We start from the raw sequence: 18,389 nt of genomic DNA on the forward strand, positions 1-18,389 counted from the left end.
CTCGTGGCCGTCAACATATCCGGCCGTAAAGAATCCGTTAAGACCGGCCAGTTACCGGTGATGTGCCACATAGCGTGAACTTTTGGGAAGCCTGTCGAATCGTGGCAGGGAGTCGAGCGACGGGGTCTTCAGCTGTTGGCTGTCATTAAGGTGAAGAACGGGATCAAGCTCGAAGCGATCAGCCCTGTCCGGTTGGTACCGCTGGCTTTCCTGACCGCGATTCTGGTCGGCGCCGGCTTGCTGATGCTTCCGCTCTCACGCACCCCGGGCAGCGATGAAGTGGTCATGCCGGCCCTCTTCACAGCCGTCTCCGCTGTGTGCGTCACCGGATTGATCACCGTGGACACTGCCACCTTCTGGACCCCGTTCGGCCAGACCGTGATCCTGGCCCTGATCCAGGTCGGCGGGTTAGGCATCATGACCCTCGCCACCCTCCTGGCACTACTCGTTCGCAAAAGTCTCGGTCTGCGCTCCCAACTCATCGCGCAATCCGAAAGCCACACCCTCAACCTCGGCGACGTCAGAGGAGTCCTGCTCCGGGTAGCGAAGATCATGCTGGTATTCGAAGCCGCGACCGCGATACTCCTTACCGCTCGCTTCTGGTTCGAGTACGACGACGACCTGCCCACCGCTGCCTGGCACGGCGTCTTCCACTCAATCTCGGCGTTCAACAACGCCGGGTTCTCACTCTTCAGCGACAACCTGATCCCTTTCGTCACCGACCCGTGGATCATCGTTCCCATCTGCATCGCCGTCATTACCGGCGGCATCGGTTTCCCCGTCATCATCGAACTGCTCCGCGGCCGCACTTTCCACAAGGGCTGGACTATGCACGTCCGCCTCACCGTCTACGGCACCCTCGTTCTGCTCACCCTCGGGATCGGGCTCTTCGCCTTTTTCGAATGGGACCGCGCCGAAACCCTAGGGCCCCTCTCCACCGGCGGCCGGATGGTCGCCTCGCTAGCCGGCGGCGTGTTTCCCCGCACGGCTGGTTTCAACAGCATCAACTACGGCGACGCAGCGCCGGAAACACTGCTCATCACCAACATCCTGATGTTCATCGGGGGCGGCAGCGCAGGGACCGCGGGAGGCATCAAGATCACCACTTTCCTCGTCCTGGCCTTCGCGATCTGGAACGAAGTACGCGGCCGCGAACAGGTCACCATCGGCCACCGCTCCATCAGCTCCTCCGTGCAACGCCAGGCCCTATCCGTAGCCCTCCTGGGCATCGCCGCCGTGATGCTCGGAACCGTCCTCCTGCTCGTCTTCACCGACTACGGTTTGGAACAAGTGCTCTTCGAGGCGATCTCCGCTTTCGCCACCGTCGGACTCAGCACCGGCATCACCTACGAACTACCCGCCAGCGCCGAACTCATCCTCATGGCACTGATGTTCATCGGCCGCATCGGCACCATCACCGTCGCAGCCGCCCTCGCCCTTATCTCCCGGCCCATCCTCTACAAACTACCGCAGGAACGCCCCATCATCGGGTAACTACGCCCCTCACGTGACCGGCCGAGTAACGTGCGTCACCCCGAGCGGCCTCCCCTGCTAGGGTTTTAGAAGGTGCGCCGGGAAGTCTGGTCGGCAATAATTTCTTCCTGCCCTGAAGGAGCCGCTCGTGTCGAGTTCTCATCCCCGGAACGTCCTCGGACGGTCCAGTTATCCAGAACACCTCCGGATCGGCGAGATCCTCCGGAAGGAAACGGTCGGCGGCATTCTGCTGATCATCTCCGCGGCACTCGCACTCGTCTGGGCCAACTCGCCCTTCGCGGACAGCTACTTTGCGCTCCGGGACTTCGAGTTCGGCTACGAGCCGTGGCACCTGAAGCTTTCGGTGGGAGATTGGGCCGCTGACGGACTGCTGGCCATCTTCTTCTTCCTGGTGGGGCTCGAGCTCAAACGCGAGTTCGTGGCCGGCGACCTGCGGAACCCCGCACGCGCCATTGTTCCGGTTGCAGCCGCTGCCGGCGGCGTGATTGTTCCGGCGCTGATCTACGTTCTTGTGAACCTCGGCTCGCCTGAGACTGTGCGGGGCTGGGCTATCCCCACCGCGACGGACATCGCGTTTGCGGTGGCCGTTCTCGCCGTCATCAGTTCCCACCTGCCGAGCGCCCTGCGCATCTTCCTGCTGACCTTGGCGGTGGTGGATGACCTGATTGCCATCGCCATCATCGCCTTCTTCTACACGGAAGAGGTGGATTTCACGTTCCTGCTGCTGACGCTGATCCCGCTGGCGCTGTTCGCGTTCCTCGCGCAGAAGAACCCCAAGTTTTTCGGGAAGAACACGTCGGCGGCCTGGTTCATCCTCCTGCCGATCGGTTTTGTCACCTGGGCGCTGATGCACGCATCGGGTGTCCATGCCACAGTGGCCGGCGTGCTGCTCGGATTCATGGTTCCGGTACTGCGCATCGGAAAGGGCGGCAAGTCCGTGTTGCCCCGGCCAAACAAGCCTGGTCTCGCGGAGACCTTTGAGCACCGCTTCCGCCCGCTCTCCGCAGGCATTGCCGTGCCGATTTTTGCGTTCTTCTCCGCCGGTGTGGCAATTGGCGGCGTCGACGGGTTCGTCAACGCGCTCGGAGATCCGGTCACCCTGGGAATCATCCTGGGCCTGGTCCTGGGCAAGCCCATCGGCATCCTGCTGACCACGTGGACAATCACCAAGACCACCAAGGCGACCCTTGACCCCGATTTGAGGTGGGTGGATCTCCTCGGCGTCGGCATCCTCGCGGGAGTCGGATTCACCGTCTCGCTCCTGGTCAATGACCTCAGCTTCGCTCAGGGGTCGGAGCCGAACGACAACGCCAAGGTCGCCATCCTGACCGCGTCGCTCACTGCCGCGCTGCTCGCTACCGCTCTCCTGCGCTCCCGTAACAAGCGCTACCGCAGGATCGAAGAGGCGGAGAAGGTAGACGCGGACGACGACGGCATCCCCGATCTCTTCGAAGACAACCCTCCGCGCCGCTAACGCTGATTCTGCCGCTCACGGCGCTGCGCCGCTCACCCGCATGCGGGCCGGGTCAGCAGTTGGCGGCGAGGACCGCTTCCTCCAGTGCCACCCACGCGAGCATCGCGCACTTCACTCGCGCCGGGAAGCGGGAGACGCCGGCAAACGCAGCCGCATCCCCCAGCACCTCTTCGTCCGGCACGATGGTCCCGCGTGAGCGCATGAGCTCGCGGAAACGGTCGAGCTGCTCCATCATGTCGTCACGGGTTTCTCCGCTGACCAGTTCGGTGAGGACCGAGGCAGACGCCATGGAAATCGCGCAACCCGCTCCCTCCCACACCACCCGCTTGATGCGGGAATCAGCAATCCACACCCGAAGCGTCAGTTCGTCGCCGCAGATGGGGTTGAGCTGGTGCGATGCGCCGGTTGCCAGCGCGCCGGTCGCCAGCGCGCCGGCAACCGGCGAGCCCGCAGCCGGCTCTTCCTCAGGCACAGAACCAGCACCCGACGCCGGATCAGTGCTTCCCTGCCCCACCCGCCGTTTCGCGTGGTCAAGGATGATCTGCTGGTAGAGGTTCTCGAGTTCGCTGCTCATGCCGATACTCCGGACGCCGCTGCTCCGAAGAAGGAACGGACTTCGGCAACGGCGGTGAGGAACGCATCAACCTCGTCGGTGGTGTTGTACAGGTAGGTGCTGGCCCGGGTGGACGCCGTCAGCCCCAGCCTCCGGTGCAGCGGTTGCGCGCAGTGATGGCCCACCCGCACGGCGATGCCGCGGGAATCCAGGTACTGCCCCACATCATGGGCGTGGACGCCGTCAACATCGAAGGCCGCCAGCCCAATTCGGGGCTGACCCGAACGCGGACCCAGCACCCGGATTCCGTCGATCGCCTCGAGGCCAACCACCAGCCGCTCCCCCAACAGGCGTTCCCATTCCTCGATCCGGTCCATGCCCGTCTCAGCCAGGTAGTTCACGGCCGAGCCCAGCGCAACCGCCTGCGAGATCCGCTGGGTGCCGGCCTCGAACCTGGCAGGCGGCGGAAGGTACTCGGCACGCTCCATGGTGACGGTGGTGATCATTGAGCCGCCAGTGAGGAACGGCGGCATCGCGTGCAGGTGCTTCGCCCTGCCGTACAACGCGCCGATTCCCGTGGGCCCGAGCATCTTGTGCCCGGAGAAGGCAACAAAGTCCACGTCCACCGCGGCAACATCGAGCGGCAGGTGCGGCACCGACTGGCACGCATCCAGAACGGTCAGGGCTCCCACGCCGCGGGCGAGGGACACCAGCTCGGCCACCGGGTTGATGATGCCCAGCACGTTGGAGACATGCGTGAACGCGAGCAGTTTGGTACTGCCGTCGATCACGGAGGCCGCTTCCTCAAGGCGGAGGGCGCCGTCGTCGTCGACTGGAATGTAGCGCAGGGAAGCGCCGGTACGCGCGGCGAGTTCCTGCCACGGAATCAAATTGGCGTGGTGTTCCATCTCGGTGACCACGATGGAATCCCCCGGGCCGAGCGCGTACGGGCGCGCAGCGTCGCCGCCGAGGCCCAGCGACGCGTTCGACAGGCTGTACGCAACGAGGTTCAGGGCCTCCGTGGCGTTGGACGTGAAAACGATCTCATCGGGTGAAGCGCCAATGAAGGATGCAACGGTGGTGCGGGCGAACTCGTACGCATCGGTCGCTTCCACCGCGAGGGAATGGGCGCCGCGGTGCACGGCGGCGTTGCGCTGTTCGTAGTACTCCTGCTCGGCCTCCATCACGCTGATGGGGTTCTGGGAGGTGGCTCCGGAATCGAGGTAGATCAGCGGCCGGCCGTTGAGCTCATTGGCCAGTAACGGGAAGTCATTGCGGATGCGGCCCACTTCCTCATCCGAGAGCGGATGGGATGGAGCTGACAGGATGGGCATGGAACTCCCTCGACGGCGAATGTGCGCTATTCAGTCTACTGCCGGCGGGTTGGTGCGGGCCCGTTCACTGCCGGCTGGACCTGAGGTCGGTGAAGGTCTGTCCGTTGTCGTTGGATACCTGCACGCTGTCGCTGGTTGCAACCCAGATGCGCTGGGTCGAGCCGTCGATGACCTGCGTGGCAATGGCTGACGCCTCGCCCTCAACGCTCCCCTGCGCCACCCAGCTCACGCCGCCGTCACTGCTCGTGTAGACGCGGCCGTCGGGTCCGATTCCGGCCGCCTTCTCCTCAGACAGTGCCGTGAACACCAGCAGAGGGGCATGACCCACAGCGGCCCAGGAAGCGCCGCCGTCTGCGGAACGTTGGAGGCCCTTCTCCGTGGTGGCGAGGACAATGCTGCCCCGCGGCGATCCGGCGAGATGATGGGTGGGGAACTGCTCCGCCGCAGCTTCCCACTCTGTGCCGTCATCGGTGATCTTGAGTTGGCCATCGAACCCGACGATGCCGCCGTGGGTCGCGGCGAGCGCATGGAAATCGGATTCCCCCTGCAGGGACAGCGGTTCCCAGGTACGGCCACCATCGGTGGATCGGATCAATCCCACAGGGTCCGGCAGGCCAGAGCCTGGGCCGGGATGGCCGGACGCATAGAACTCGTCGGTGGCCGCAGCAGTGAAACCCATCAGGTCAATAGTGGGCCCGATCTTCACCGCCGGCGAAGCGGAGACATCAAACAATCCGTCGTGGGTAGCCAGGAGCACCCGGTTGGTGGCCGGGTCCACGCTCATCCCGTGGATGTGAGCGGCGGGATAGTCAGACGCACCGGCAGTCGCATTCTCTGAGGGGCCGGCCCCGGCACAGCCAGTGAGCACAAGCAGTACGACGGCGATAGCAGCCGAGCCCGATGCCCACCGCGAGCGCGGTGCATGTGAGTGGGAGCTGACGACGGCGTGTGGGAACCCAAGACGCATTCTGACTCTGATGTTGCCGCCCACCCTTTTTGGTCTTCGTTTCCGGTTCCAATCGTACGAACGTCCGCCGCCCTCCTCCAATTCAGCGCCGGCAGCACTTGCGATGCCTATCGATACCGCCGGCTCCCCTTGGCAGAACTTGTGATTTTCCTGCGGGATAGCTGGCTTTTATCGGCATCCTTCCCTGCGATTGACCTTCCATAATCGAAGAGCCGCTGATTCCAGCGGTAGAGCGCATGGGTCAACAGCTCATCGATAACGGCACACCCGGTGCAAGCCGGGGTCGCAAAGCCACGGGGCCCCAGGGGTCAGCCGGGCTACCGAACAGCGTGGAGCCTCAGCTATGTTTGACGTTTACCGTACGTCCGGAAGCAACCGGTCCCTCCAGTCCGTGCCGCTGCATCGGAAGCTCACCGCACTCGCTGTGCTGCTGGTTTCGAGCGTTCTCATGGCGTCTGCCATTCACCCGGCGCAGGCAACCGAAAGCACCTCCATGGCTACTGATCCAGGTCCCGCCGGTGATTTCTCCTGGAAAGGGTACAACTGGGAAAAGCGGTTCTGGGATGGAGCACCGCACTACACCAAGGATTATGACGCGGCGAACGTGAGTGACCCGGACGCCAACGGGCATGTCACGCTCACGCTCTCCAACCCGACAGGGAAAGCACCGGTCGCTGCTGAGTTCCAGTCCACCCGCCAGGGATTTGGCTACGGCACTTACAGCACAACCGTTGAGAAGAACATCGGACTGCTGCAGAAGGAAGTCGTGTGGGGGTGCCTGTTCACCTATGATCCGGCTGCAGCGCCGGGCTACAACGAAATTGATCTGTGCGAGGCATCGGCCTGGGGCGGCGGCGCTGCGTATGGCGAATCCTGGCCGGTCACGCAGGGGCACGGCTACTGGTTTGACGCGACAAAACCACCGGGCCAGGGAAACAACACGATTACCTTCGGCGCAACCAGCGACGCGGTACTCACGCATCGGATGGTCTGGGAGCCCCGGAAGATCACGTTCGAGACCTTCGCAGGAGAAGGCTATTCCGGGAAGCTGCTCAAACGCACCGTGCTCGAAGGATCAACGGTTCCGGTTCCCGCCAAGGAGGCAATCCACTTCAATCTGTGGGTGACCGGCGGCGGAGGAGGTAAACCGTCCGTCGTGAAACCCGAGAAGGTTGTGATCCGCGACTTCTCCTTCACACCGGCACCTCCGGTAGCACCTCCTGTTGCAGCGCCAGTAGAGCCAGTAGCACCAGCCCCAGTGGAGCCGACGCCAGTGGCACCGCCGGTAGCACCAGCGAACAGCACTACCGGCTTCAACGGTGACGGCACGGCGGACGTCGTAGCCCGGGACAGCTCGGGGGCACTGTGGCTGTATGCCGGTGATGGTACAGGCGGTTGGCTCGGGCGCACCCAGCTTGGCCACGGCTGGCAGGGTTTCAACAGCATTCTCACTCCGGGTGATTTCGACGGCGACGAAAATCCCGACGTGCTTGCCCGTGACGGGGCTGGAGCGTTGTGGCTCTATGCGGGGGACGATTCGGGTGGCGTGCGCTCCGGAGTCAAAATCGGCTGGGGCTGGAGTGAATTTACGAGCCTCCTCGCGCCGGGAGACTTCAACGGTGATGGAAACGTCGATGTCATGGCACGCGACAAGTACGGCGCCCTGTTCCTCTACCCGGGCAACGGAACCGGTGGATGGAAGTCGCCGGTGAAGATCGGATCAGGCTGGCAGGGCTTCAGTACCATCCTCGGCCCCGGTGACTTCAACGGTGACGGAAACGTCGATGTCATGGCACGCGACAAATACGGCGCCCTGTACCTGTACCCGGGCAACGGAACCGGTGGATGGCAGCCCCGTGCGAAAGTCGGCTCTGGATGGCAGGGCTTCACCGCCATCCTCGGCCCCGGTGACTTCAACGGTGACGGAAACGTCGATGTCATGGCACGGGACAAATACGGCGCGCTGCATCTGTACCCGGGCAACGGAACCGGTGGATGGCAGCCCCGTGCGAAAGTCGGCTCCGGATGGAACGTTATGACCAGCATCTCCTGAGGCCAAGTAAGTAAGCCCACGTAGGCTCCACGTAATAACCCGGGCGTGCGGGGAAAAGTAACGTAATTCTCGCGTGCCTTTTGCGTAGCAATTACTTGTGCCCTCCTCTCAAGAAACAAATAACCTTCTGAGCAATTACTAATTGCTCAGGGGGAATGAATGCCTACTGCTCTGGCTCGGGAGCATGCCGTCACTGTGCCACGCGCGAAGAAAACTCGGGTGATTGCGCTTATCCCGGCGCATAATGAGGAAGAACTCATTATCCAGGCGGTACAAGGTCTTCTGCAGCAGACCTACCGCCCAAACGAAATCATCGTCGTTGCAGATAATTGCACGGACCGCACCGTTGAACTTCTGCGGGACGCACAGCTACCCTCTGTCTCTGTCTTCGAGACCACCGGGAACTCAGCGAAGAAGGCCGGCGCCCTCAACCAGGCCCTGGCAGAACTGCTGCCGGAACTTTCCGATGATGACACGGTGCTGGTGCAGGACGCCGATTCCATCCTTGACGCCGGTTTCATCTCCAGTGCCCAGCGGCACATCAAAGCCGACCCCACTTTGGGCGCAGTCGGCGGCACGTTCCGCGCCGTCCGGGCCGAACCTGGGGCTCCACGCTCAGAACGCTTTCTCATCCACCTACAGGACAACGAATACGCACGGTACGCCCGGGACGTCCGCCGCCTGAAAGGCAAATGCCTGGTGGTGACTGGAACTGCAGCGATGTTCCGAACGAGCACTCTCCGGCGGATTTCCCAGGCACGCCTGAGGGGCGAGCTGCCCGCAGGAGACGGATCGGGTGGAATCTACGACACCACAGTCCTCACCGAGGACAACGAGCTGAGTTTTGCTGTCATGACGGTCGGCATGAAACTCCTGGCACCCCGCGATTGCCTGCTCGTCACCGACGCCATGAAAACGTGTCGCGAGCTCTGGCTGCAGCGGCTGCGGTGGAAGCGCGGAGCTGTTGAAAACTGTTTCCAGTACGGCTTTACCCGTGTCACCGCCGGCTATTGGGGGCGCCAGCTCTTGAGCCTGGCAGGCATTTTGGTGACGCTTGCCTACCTCGGGTCCCTGATCTGGAGTCTCATCGCCATTGGCAGCATCAGTATTCATCCGTTCTGGCTCGCCATTACCGGAATATTCGTTCTTGAGCGGTTTGTCACGCTCAAGGACAAGGGCTGGAGCCACCGCATTCTTGCGACCACGCTGTACGAACTGCCCTATGACTTTTTCCTCCAAATAGTTCATGCCCGCGCATATTTCGATGTGATGCGGCGATCCGAAAGAAAGTGGTAATTATGTACAACAATCCAAGCTCACCCATGGCAGCCGGACTGGGATCCGGGGCCTTGGCCTACACAGGCGCCGGAGACATCTTCTGGGTCGGCCTGGCCGGGTTTGCACTTCTGGCTACCGGCATGGCCATCGCCCGGATGGTACCCCGCTCCGAGGCGGTCGCCGAGGTTCCGGACAGCAGCGGCAACTAGCGACGACGGCAGGGCGGGCGTTGAAACGCCCGTCCTGCCGTCGCCGGCCTGCGCAACAAGACGCTCGTCGAACACTCAACTGAGCAGCCAAGATGACCTGAGGAGGTGCTGGGTGGCCGCACACGATCTTCCACCGCTTCTGGACCTGACTCAGTTGTGGGCTATGGAGTCAGATTTCCCCAGTCCTGAACCTGTCCATCGGTTCGTCGAGGACTTCATCCTCATCTGGAACGACCGCCTCATGCGGCTGCGGAGCGCCCTGGCAGACGGAGATCACCCTACCGCCGTCAACGTGCTGTTGGGGATCAAGGTTTCATCCGTAATGATCGGCGCCAAACAACTCAGATACGTCGCTGGAAACATTGAGGCAGAACTGCGCGGGGGTACCGCTGAGGTAACGGAAAGCTTGCTGGACGCCCTGGCTGAATGCGGCACCCAGACAATCCACCAGCTCAGCCGAGAATATCTCCACCGGACATCCCTGTACGGTTAGGACGCTTCCCCCTCAAGAGCCGCAATCAAGTCGGCCCTGTTGCTCACTCCGAGCTTGACGTAGATCTGGTACAGGTAGCCCTCCACGGTCCGGACAGAAACGTGCATCTGCTGGGCAATCTGCCGATTGATCAAACCTGACTTCACCAGCTGTGCCGCTTCCCGTTCGCGCGGAGTTAGCAAGTTCAACTGCTCGTCGGCGTCTGCATCATTCAACTGCAACCCGCTATTGACGATGACGCGCTGCACCTGTCGGGTGACGTTCCGGTCGCCCGATGCTACGGCCATGGACCGGGCGGACTCCCTGACCTTTGCCGCAAACAGATGATTACCCAGGTCCTCTGCCATGTGGACGGCCTCGAGCAACAGTTCCGGTTTCTTCATGGTGAGTCCTTCACCAAAGAAGGAACAAAAATCGGAGAACGGTCCCTGGGTGCGGCTGGCTGTTTCAAGGAGCGCACGGGCGGTCGATTTGGTTCCCAGCCGCAGCGCCGCGGCACGGGCAATCAACTCCAGCCCGAAGTTCCCTGCCGAGAACTCCTCGCCGGCCTGTTCCTCCAACATCGAAACCGCTTGATCGGATGATCCCAGTAAGGCCAGCGTCATCGCCCGGAAGTAGCGGAGCGTAAAGAGCGGCAGCCCTGCCGGTGTCACTCGCTCGCTGTCTTCCAGCGGCAACATCAGCGGCCGCACCTTGCCGAAATCACCCTGTAGCGCGTGACAGAAAGCCGTTGCCGCCGAGCATACGCACCGCAGCCCACCGGGATCCCAGACCTGCAACTGGGCGAGCGCGGGCACCAGCGCTGCGAGCGCTTCCCCGGGGCGTCCAAGCCGAGCGAGCGAAATCCCATCCATGAATTCACCCGCTGTGCCGTCTCCGGACGTCAGGTGAAGCTCGGGCGTGATGCCGGTCCAGCCGGCGTCGGCCTTCTGACCGGTGATGAGGCAGATCAGCTGGACACGAAACATCAATCGTGCACGGATCCGGTGGGCTAACCGGAGGTGCTGCAATCCGGCTGTGACTTCAGCGGCAAGGGCCAGGGCCTCCTGCTGCCTGTCTCTGATTGCATCGGCCAGGGCGAGCAGGCAGGTGAGCTGGATCCCGATTTCAGAAACGGGAGCGCCGGGCTCCCCTTGCTTTCCGTCGAGCATTGGCCTGATCAGTTCGTAGCGACCCTCTGATGCGGCCCGTTCGGCTTGCGCCAGGAGAATTTCATCGTTCCCGGAGACATCGACGAAAGCGGGGGACGGTGCCCTTCCCGGAGCACAGCCGTGCCCGGCCAGGATGGAGCGCGCCACCTCGATTTGGACTCGCACTGAGCGATGCTCGGGTTTCCGGAGGCGCCTCTCATCCTCTGCTGAGAGGCAGTCGCGCGCCGCGACCACGAACATTTCCATTGCTTCGACAGCTGATCCCTCATCATCAGCAGCCAGATGAGCCCGCGCCGTTTCCAGGCGCAGCGCCGGGTGGGTACTTCCATGCTCGCCCAGGCCCGCGGCAACCATAAGGGCTGACGTCGGATCATCATGGTCATTGGCATACGCCAGAGCACGCAGTCCAGACTCCTCGTCCAGCGACAAACCGCACTCCATCATCCACTCTGCGTAGCGCACCGGATGAATCGCCGGCACTGTGCTCTTGGCCTGAAGTTGCCTGACCCGCGTCAGTAGCTGAAGGCGCCTGAAGGAGCCCACACGTTCCCGGATGACAACAGCCACGAGATGATCGGTGACCACAAGCTGGGAAGTGTCGCGGGCAAGATGGATGGCTCCAATATCCTGCAGATGGTCCAGATCCTGTACGGACCCCAAAGCTGAGACCATCCCCATCGAAAGGTGCCCGGCCAGGGCGAGCGTTTCGAGTAGCTCGGCCTGCTGGGCGGTCAGCGGACCCAGGTGTGCCATCACCGCGTCGGCGGTGGGGTGCGAAACTTGCATGTGGGCTCGGCCAAGGACCCAGACATCCCCCTGGCGCAGGATCTTTCCGCAGCTGACAAAGTCATGGACCAGCAGCTTCATCAGCCGGGCGTTCCCGGCTGCGTATCCCCATAAGGCATGAACAGCACTTCTCGACAGGGGTCCTTTGAGCGTCTGGGCCAGCAACTCATGGGCCTCTGACTGCGACAATTCGTTGAGATCAATGCGGAGCAGTGCGCCCTCCAACCACAAGGTCATGAGGCTTGACGGGCAGTCCGTGAGATCCCTGCAGGCAATGAGCAGCTTCACTGAGAGATTCAACGCGAGTTGGGCAATAACGTCGGCAGACACCGCATCCAAGCTGTCCGCATTGTCCACGGCGATGACTACCGTGCCCTGATTCGGCACGTTCCCGAGATGGTGCGCCAACGCCTCGACGAGCATCTGCGGCTCTTGCTCGGCGCTCAGGCCGAACTCCTTGAGCAGGAAGGCTAGTGCGTTCAGCGGCTTGCCGGAAGACAGCGCGGTCCCGCGCAGGTAGATGACCCGGCCAATCGATTCCGTCCCGTCAAGCACCTCGTGCAGGAGATTCGACTTCCCGACGCCCGGCTTTCCGACAATCACCGAGCCGAAGAGGTATGCAGAGGTCAGTGACCGCGATACCTCGGAGACGGCCTGCTGCCGGTCCGCTACAGGAGGCGCAGCGCTGGCCACCCATGGTGAAATCATGCCTACGCACCCCCATTCCAGACGGTTCACTGCACCGCCTTGTGGGCGGATTCGCGGACGAGCGAGCGATCAAGGATCTGCTGGCCTCATAGCAGCCTCAACCGAATAATAAGACATGTGAAGCGACGATGGGTTAATCTCCAGCTCTGACTAACAGATTCGGAACGGAGGATCAAACGTATCGGTTGACTGGAGCGCAATCCCGCACGCGCTGACCCGCGTAAAAGGAGCCGACGACGGCTGGGGACGAGCCTTAGTCTGGGGAAGGCTTCGACGTCGCCGGCTCCACTCATCACTGTAGGAAAACTACCCACTTCAAACACGAGTAGTAGGTACCCGATTTTCCCTCCCGCGTAGCGCGTAGGGTACTCAGCCGATACTCGCTGGATCAGCTCCCGGCAGCTCATCACGGCTGGTGATCCCGAGCTTGGCGAAGATGCGGTAGAGATGGCCTTCAACGGTGCGCACGGATACGCCCTGGGCTTCGGCGATATCCCTGTTGGAATAGCTCTGGCCGGCCAGCCGTGCGATGTCCAGCTCGCGCTGGGTGAGCTTCGATGTGGAACGCACCGCCTCGAACTGCGGGCTCTGCAGCCCTTCGAGCTGCCCGATGATTGTATTGAGCTTCTGCTGGACCGTCCGCGACTTATGCTCTTCTCCGCGCAGTGAGAGGTACCGAACGGCCTTGCCCAGGCACTCGGCGGCCACCAGCAGATAGCCGGAGGTCTGGGCCAGCTCGGCTGCGTCGATCAGCGCGTTCGGGTCCTTCCGCATCGCCGCCTTCGCCATCGCCGTCATCACAGCGCCTTCGGGCCCCTCGAAGGACTCGGTGAGCTGGGCCAGCGGTTCAAAGCACCGCTCATCCCCCAGCCGTCCTGCCAGTTCATAGGCGACGGCGGCCAGCACGGTCATGCCGTCAGTCACCGCCTGCTTCGCCAGCACATGCAGTTCCTCGATGCTCCGGGCAGCGCCCTGGAACAGCGCGTTCGCCGCGACCACGTGCACCTTGCCAAGGAGCTGCGCCTGCCGGGTGCCGATACTTGCGCCGGCCTCGAACTCAGTGGCGTACACCTTGGCGCGGGTGGTGTCCCCCACCATGGTGCACGCGAACGCCGCCAGTCCCAGCGCCATCGGCATGAGCTGGTTGGAGTCGGACTCGCGGAGGCCCTCCACGCCGAGGATCAGCGCGGTCCGGGCACTTCCCATGAGGCCCTTGCGCAGCGCGATGAGCCCCTCGGAGAGCTCCGTGATGCCGGTGAAGGAGGAGGGACCGCTGGCCTTGCTCCGCACCAGTGTGTCCAGGAGCTCCTCGATCTCATCCCAAAGCCCGGCGTGGGCCATCGAGACAAAGTGGCGTGTGATCACAAATTCCGAGTGCCCCACGAACTTGTTCCCGTGCGCCGCGATGATCTGGAGGGCTTCACCGGTGGCCCGGGTGCCTTCGATCGCCTTGCCGATGGACCCGAGAGCCTCCCCAAGCAGGCTGAGGGCGGCCAGCCGAACCTCGTCGCTGCAGTACTGGTCAGCCAGAACCTCCCGGAGAACCCTCTCGGACTCCTGGAACCTGCCCTCGTAGTTCAGCGCGAAGCTCTCCAGGATCCGGTGGCCGTTGTGCGAAACGCCCAGGCCGGCCAACACCTGCGGATCGTTCGGAGCCCCTATCGCGGCCGCAATCCGGTCAGTGATGCTTTTCCAGCGCGCAACGTCCTCCCGGATCCGCTCAGCCGCATTGGGTCCGCGTACCCGAAGCGCCACGGACAGCAGCGAGGCCTCCTTAGCGAGGGTGAAGCTCTGGCACTGATCGAGCACCTCGTCGACAATCTCCCGGGCGTACGGCAGGTTTCCACGGGTCATCTGTGCACGTGCAATCTCAACCAGGGCGTTGCCGCGGAGCTTGGGCTCGTGCACGGCCCGGGCGGCGCGCAACGCAAACTCGGCGTTGTGCAGCCGGTTAGCCACCACCGCCGCCCTCAGCAGCGTCTTGTCATCAGGAGGCAGCCCACAGTCCAGCCCCCACGCCACGAAGCGCAGGAAGCCGTCAGCCGTAGTGGAATCGTGATCCAGGACCTCGAGCACTTTCCGCCGGATGGTCAGGCTGCGGCCGGCGGGCACGTCCTGACGGATCACTTCACCGTAGAGCGGGTGGCTGAGCGTGACCAGCCGGTCTCTACCCCCTTCGACGGCAATGAGACCGTCCTCCTGAAGCGCGGTAACGGCCGGCCGGTCCGTGCAGTGGACCAGCGCGTCCAGCGGCATGGGTTCGGCGAGCGCCAGCGTCTCCAGCACGGACAGCTCTTCCGGCGTCCGGCGCCGGAAGCGGACCTTGATCAGGTCCACGAGGCTCACGTCCAGCGGTGGCGCCGGACCAACCAGTCGCCACACCTTGTTGCGCACGCCCAGGTAGCCTGAGCGTTTTCCCTGGCGCAGCAGGGCCAGCAGGAACATGGGATTTCCGCCGGAGGTCTGGGCGAGAGTGGCGCTGACGCTGGACAGCACGTCGCCGCCCAGTTCACGCCGGCAGAGCTCATGTACCTCCGGGGCACCGAGCGGCCTGACCTCGTACCGGCGCAGCAGCCCGTCCTGGTGCAGGGAACCAAATTCCGACGACGGATTGGGCGCCGTGCGTGCCAGCGCCAGCACACGTGCCCGCCGGCCTGCGATGAGTTGGGAGAGCAGCACGCTGGTGTTGTCATCGAGTTCGTGGGAATCGTCCACGAGGAACAGCGGCATCTTCTTCTTCTGGCCGTTGCTGCTTGATTCCAGGTGCGCCATGATGCTGCGGTACACGGCTACGGAGGAGCCGACGTCGCCGATGGACAGTGAGTGGAGGTACGGTGAGAGCGCTCCGAAGGGCACCTTGCGCAGTGAGGGACTGGCAGAGATGGGAAGCACGGCTACGCTGCCGTCCAGTGCCTTCGCTACGGTCCGCGCCAGCGCTGTCTTCCCCACGCCGGCCTCGCCAACGAGAATGGCTCCCAGGTACTGGGATCCGGACAGCACAGAGGCGATTTCCTCGACAAGGTCTTCGCGGCCAATGAGATCCTGGCTGCCGTCAGTGGATTCCCCCATTAGCCGCCTATTCCAGGAGCAGAGCCAGCTGGCTACGCGATGACACTCCGAGTTTCGAGTAGAGCCGATAGACGTGGCCTTCAATGGTCCGTACGGAAACGCACATAACTTGAGCTATATCACGGTTGGTCCGGCCCTGCGCTACCAGTACTGCAATGCTACGTTCGCGGTCCGTGAGGGATTCGAGTGCACCCCGCCTGCCGGCGACCCCGGGGGCGCCGACGTCGCGAAGCACCTTTCCGGCGGCGGCCACAGTGACCTGGTCGCCGCTTTCCTGGGCGAGCTCGGCGGCCAGCCTCGCTGCATCGGCGGCCAGCCGGCAGTTCCCGAGCTCAGCAGCTTTCTGAGCGGCGAGCAGCAACTGGTGGGTGTCCTTCGAGGCGATCCCCTTCCCATACAAGGCGCACACTTCAGCGAACGGTCCCTGCGAGGCCAGTGCGGAAGACACTAGCCTGTCCGCTACTGAATCGAGCCCGAGCTGGACACTTTGGCACAGGAACAGGAGCTCGTGGCCGTGATTGCCCAGTGCGCGGTCTTCATCGGCGAGCTGCAGCATCCGTTCGGCTACCTCTGCCGGAGCCTGCGTGGCGGTGGTGGCCAGCGCTGCGAAGTACTCAGCAGCGCGTGACGTGTGCCAGGACAGCCGTTCCGGCCGGTGTTCCGCCCGCTCCAGATGTTCGAGGGAGGCGCGGGCCTCACCCACCAGTGCGTACGCGTAGGCGGCGGTTGCCTCGGCCACCGGAAGTGTGTGCTGCCGGTCGTGGACCCGCATCTGGCTGAGCGCGGGAAGCAGCTTGTCGAGTGCTTCAGAGCCGCGGCCCGCATACGCGAGCAGGCAGCCTTCGGCGAACTCGGAGGCGGAACCGTCATAGGCGCTTTCCTTGCCGTGGTTCGACGGGGAGGCGGCCATGTCAATGCATTCGTTCCAGCGTCCGGATAGCACGAGGAGCTTGAAAACCCGCGCCATGGCGGCTTCCTGCAGCAGTGAGTCGGGGCTGGTGTCCATCAGCCGCGCCATGACCGTGGAGGCGAGGCGAATGGCGTCGTCCTGGCGTCCGGTCATGGCCAGCGCCTCGGCCAGCCAGCCCAGCAAGGTCGGGTTCTGCTGTTCAGCGGTGTGGTCGGTGAGCAGGTATCCGAAGCTTTCCAGCAACTCCGCGTATCTGCCGCTGTAGCCGGCGAGTTCGGCTTCGAGTTCGTCCACATCCCGAATGAGGCCGGTCAGGTCCGCGGAGACCGCCTCCGCTGCAAGCCGTTGCCGGACCTCCCCGAGGAGGGGTTCGGCTTCGGCATACCGGCTGGGATTTTTCATGAGCAGGCGGCACTGCAGCAGCCTGATGTCCAGCCAATCTTCAAAGTGGGGTTCGGCGTGGGTCTCGAGGAACTGGTCAAGGACGGTCAGGCCGCCGGCGAAGTCGGCCTCGACGCCCATCGCCCTGGCTTCCTCGATCACCGCCTGGGATAGCGCGGAGTAATTGGGGATGGCGTGGATGAAGCGGAGCGCCAGTACTCCCTGGCGGTGCCGGTTGGCGAGGCGGGCGGCGTTGATCAGGTTTTCTGCCGGGATGTCAGCCCCGGATTCGATGCACCAGGAGGCGAAGGTCATGCGGGCTAGCGCGGGGATGTCCCACTCCTGCGCTTCAACTGCGAGCGCGCGCATCAATTCACGGCCGCGGCCCAGCGGAACCTGGGTGCGGACCACCTCGCTGACAAGGCCATTTGCAATCCTCACCAGCGGCACATCCGTCCGCTCAACGCGGATGGCCCGTGTGATCTGCAAGGCGTCAACGGCTGAGGAGGGGACAAAGCGGAGCAGGAGGTCCAGTGGAATCGCTCCCACTACGGAGATCAGCTCGATCGCCTCGCGCTGCTCCGGGGGCAACCGGCGCAGGCGGACCATGATCCAGTCCGTCATTGACCGCCGCGTCTTCGGTGCGGACAGTGGCTTGGCCACCCACACGCCGTCGCGCTCCAGCATTTCGCCGGAATCTACCTGCTCGCGGGTGAGCGCCTGGAGGAAGAGCGGGTTTCCGCCGGTGATGTGCCACATGCTGGCGGCAGCCGCTCTGGATACCGGCGCGTCAAGGGCTGCCGAGAGCAGACGGGTGGTGGACGCCAGGTCCAGCGGCTCGAGGTCGATCCGCCGGAGCGCCCCGTCCTTCCAGAGGTCGCAGAATTCCTCGGGTGAGGCGTCGATCGACTGGCAGATGGCAATCAGCTTGACCGCGTCTACGCGCACCAGGTGGGCCAGTGCCATGGCGGAGGAGGAGTCGAGTTCCTCGAGATTGTCAGCGAGGATGAGGGTCTGCCGGCCGTCGTCTCGCCGTGCGTAGAGTTCCTGCAGTCCGCGCAGCAGCATCAGGGGGTTGTCCACAATCGCGTCGTCGAGATCGCTTAGGACAAAGCTGAGGGCTCCGTAGGGCATTTTTGATGCGAGTGCCGAGCCGCGGACGTACACGAGTTCGAACGAGTCATCGAGCTGGCGTGCCATGCGCTGCGCCAGCGCGGTCTTTCCCACCCCGGAGGGGCCGGTGATGATCACTCCGCGGCAACTGCTGTCCAGCAGGGCGTCCCGGACGTCCTCCAGTTCCGCGTCACGGCCTATAAGCGGCCACTCGCCGTGGACGTTCAACATCGCGGGCCCCCGGTGCTCCGGAACCTTTCGCCTGGTGGCCATACGGTATCGATCAACGGTGCCGACAGTTCATTGTCTGCACCGGACATTGCGAGATCATTCATTAGTCCGCCCCAACACGTCATGCGCTAGGCCAATAGACTACGCCGGATCAGGACAGAAGGCACCCATTATTTCCTTGATTT

At 63.4% G+C, this 18,389-nt stretch carries 12 protein-coding genes and 1 riboswitch; of the genes, 6 read left to right on the forward strand and 6 right to left on the reverse strand.

All coding sequences use genetic code 11. The features are described 5' to 3' along the window. Window positions 1-135 precede the first annotated feature (135 nt). Complete coding sequence (locus tag ASH00_RS11905; RefSeq protein ID WP_235563278.1) at window positions 136-1,494, forward strand: TrkH family potassium uptake protein; 1,359 nt, start codon at window positions 136-138, stop codon at window positions 1,492-1,494. Between the two features lie 127 nt (window positions 1,495-1,621). Further along, entirely contained in the window at window positions 1,622-2,968 is a 1,347-nt protein-coding gene (gene nhaA / locus ASH00_RS11910; RefSeq protein WP_056548739.1) for a Na+/H+ antiporter NhaA, read from the forward strand. 52 nt (window positions 2,969-3,020) lie between these two features. Here the strand turns inward: nhaA and sufU are convergent, their stop codons facing one another. From sufU to ASH00_RS11925, 3 genes are all read right to left on the reverse strand, one after another. Further along, entirely contained in the window at window positions 3,021-3,542 is a 522-nt protein-coding gene (sufU, locus tag ASH00_RS11915) for a Fe-S cluster assembly sulfur transfer protein SufU (RefSeq protein ID WP_056548741.1), read from the reverse strand. After that, a complete protein-coding gene (locus tag ASH00_RS11920) occupies window positions 3,539-4,855 on the reverse strand; it encodes a cysteine desulfurase (RefSeq protein WP_056548743.1) in 1,317 nt (438 codons plus the stop codon). The genes sufU and ASH00_RS11920 overlap by 4 nt, the downstream gene beginning before the upstream one ends. A 64-nt stretch (window positions 4,856-4,919) precedes the next feature. Further along, window positions 4,920-5,822 carry a F510_1955 family glycosylhydrolase gene (locus ASH00_RS11925; RefSeq protein WP_235563279.1) on the reverse strand — a complete coding sequence of 301 codons (903 nt, stop codon included), beginning with the start codon at window positions 5,820-5,822 and terminating at the stop codon, window positions 4,920-4,922. A 250-nt stretch (window positions 5,823-6,072) separates the two neighbouring features. Further along, window positions 6,073-6,147: riboswitch (cyclic di-GMP riboswitch) on the forward strand. 18 nt (window positions 6,148-6,165) lie between these two features. On the opposite strand from ASH00_RS11925, the gene ASH00_RS16450 reads away from it, so the two are divergent. From ASH00_RS16450 to ASH00_RS11945, 4 genes are all read left to right on the forward strand, one after another. Next, on the forward strand, window positions 6,166-7,875 hold the full coding sequence (locus ASH00_RS16450) for an FG-GAP-like repeat-containing protein (protein WP_082566082.1): 1,710 nt from the start codon (window positions 6,166-6,168) through the stop codon (window positions 7,873-7,875). A gap of 159 nt (window positions 7,876-8,034) precedes the next feature. Beyond that, on the forward strand, window positions 8,035-9,171 hold the full coding sequence (locus tag ASH00_RS11935) for a glycosyltransferase family 2 protein (protein ID WP_082566083.1): 1,137 nt from the start codon (window positions 8,035-8,037) through the stop codon (window positions 9,169-9,171). 2 nt (window positions 9,172-9,173) lie between these two features. Continuing rightward, window positions 9,174-9,362: a hypothetical protein gene (locus ASH00_RS11940; RefSeq protein WP_056548746.1), complete on the forward strand. Its 189-nt coding sequence runs from the start codon at window positions 9,174-9,176 to the stop codon at window positions 9,360-9,362. A 112-nt stretch (window positions 9,363-9,474) separates the two neighbouring features. Beyond that, window positions 9,475-9,855, forward strand: coding sequence for an Hpt domain-containing protein (locus ASH00_RS11945; RefSeq protein ID WP_056548748.1), 381 nt, complete (start codon window positions 9,475-9,477; stop codon window positions 9,853-9,855). Here ASH00_RS11945 and ASH00_RS11950 read toward each other — a convergent pair. The 3 genes from ASH00_RS11950 to ASH00_RS11960 form a co-directional block, all read right to left on the reverse strand. Next, window positions 9,852-12,530 (reverse strand): LuxR C-terminal-related transcriptional regulator, encoded by a 2,679-nt coding sequence (locus ASH00_RS11950; protein WP_157359103.1) that lies wholly within the window; start codon window positions 12,528-12,530, stop codon window positions 9,852-9,854. The genes ASH00_RS11945 and ASH00_RS11950 overlap by 4 nt on opposite strands. A 339-nt stretch (window positions 12,531-12,869) precedes the next feature. Further along, window positions 12,870-15,569 carry a LuxR C-terminal-related transcriptional regulator gene (locus tag ASH00_RS11955; protein ID WP_056548752.1) on the reverse strand — a complete coding sequence of 900 codons (2,700 nt, stop codon included), beginning with the start codon at window positions 15,567-15,569 and terminating at the stop codon, window positions 12,870-12,872. Window positions 15,570-15,576: 7 nt separating this feature from the next. Beyond that, window positions 15,577-18,246 (reverse strand): helix-turn-helix transcriptional regulator, encoded by a 2,670-nt coding sequence (locus tag ASH00_RS11960; protein WP_056548754.1) that lies wholly within the window; start codon window positions 18,244-18,246, stop codon window positions 15,577-15,579. Window positions 18,247-18,389 lie beyond the last annotated feature (143 nt).

Source organism: Arthrobacter sp. Soil782 (assembly GCF_001428435.1).
In the GTDB taxonomy this organism is placed as follows: Bacteria; Actinomycetota; Actinomycetes; order Actinomycetales; family Micrococcaceae; genus Arthrobacter_D; species Arthrobacter_D parietis.

Coding starts and splice junctions, on each gene's coding strand:
- sufU (WP_056548741.1), bottom strand. CDS start 3,542: ATGAGCAGCGAACTCGAGAACCTCTACCAGCAGATCATCCTTGACCAC.
- ASH00_RS11920 (WP_056548743.1), bottom strand. CDS start 4,855: ATGCCCATCCTGTCAGCTCCATCCCATCCGCTCTCGGATGAGGAAGTG.
- ASH00_RS11925 (WP_235563279.1), bottom strand. CDS start 5,822: ATGCGTCTTGGGTTCCCACACGCCGTCGTCAGCTCCCACTCACATGCA.
- ASH00_RS16450 (WP_082566082.1), top strand. CDS start 6,166: ATGTTTGACGTTTACCGTACGTCCGGAAGCAACCGGTCCCTCCAGTCC.
- ASH00_RS11935 (WP_082566083.1), top strand. CDS start 8,035: ATGCCTACTGCTCTGGCTCGGGAGCATGCCGTCACTGTGCCACGCGCG.
- ASH00_RS11940 (WP_056548746.1), top strand. CDS start 9,174: ATGTACAACAATCCAAGCTCACCCATGGCAGCCGGACTGGGATCCGGG.
- ASH00_RS11955 (WP_056548752.1), bottom strand. CDS start 15,569: ATGGGGGAATCCACTGACGGCAGCCAGGATCTCATTGGCCGCGAAGAC.
- ASH00_RS11960 (WP_056548754.1), bottom strand. CDS start 18,246: ATGGCCACCAGGCGAAAGGTTCCGGAGCACCGGGGGCCCGCGATGTTG.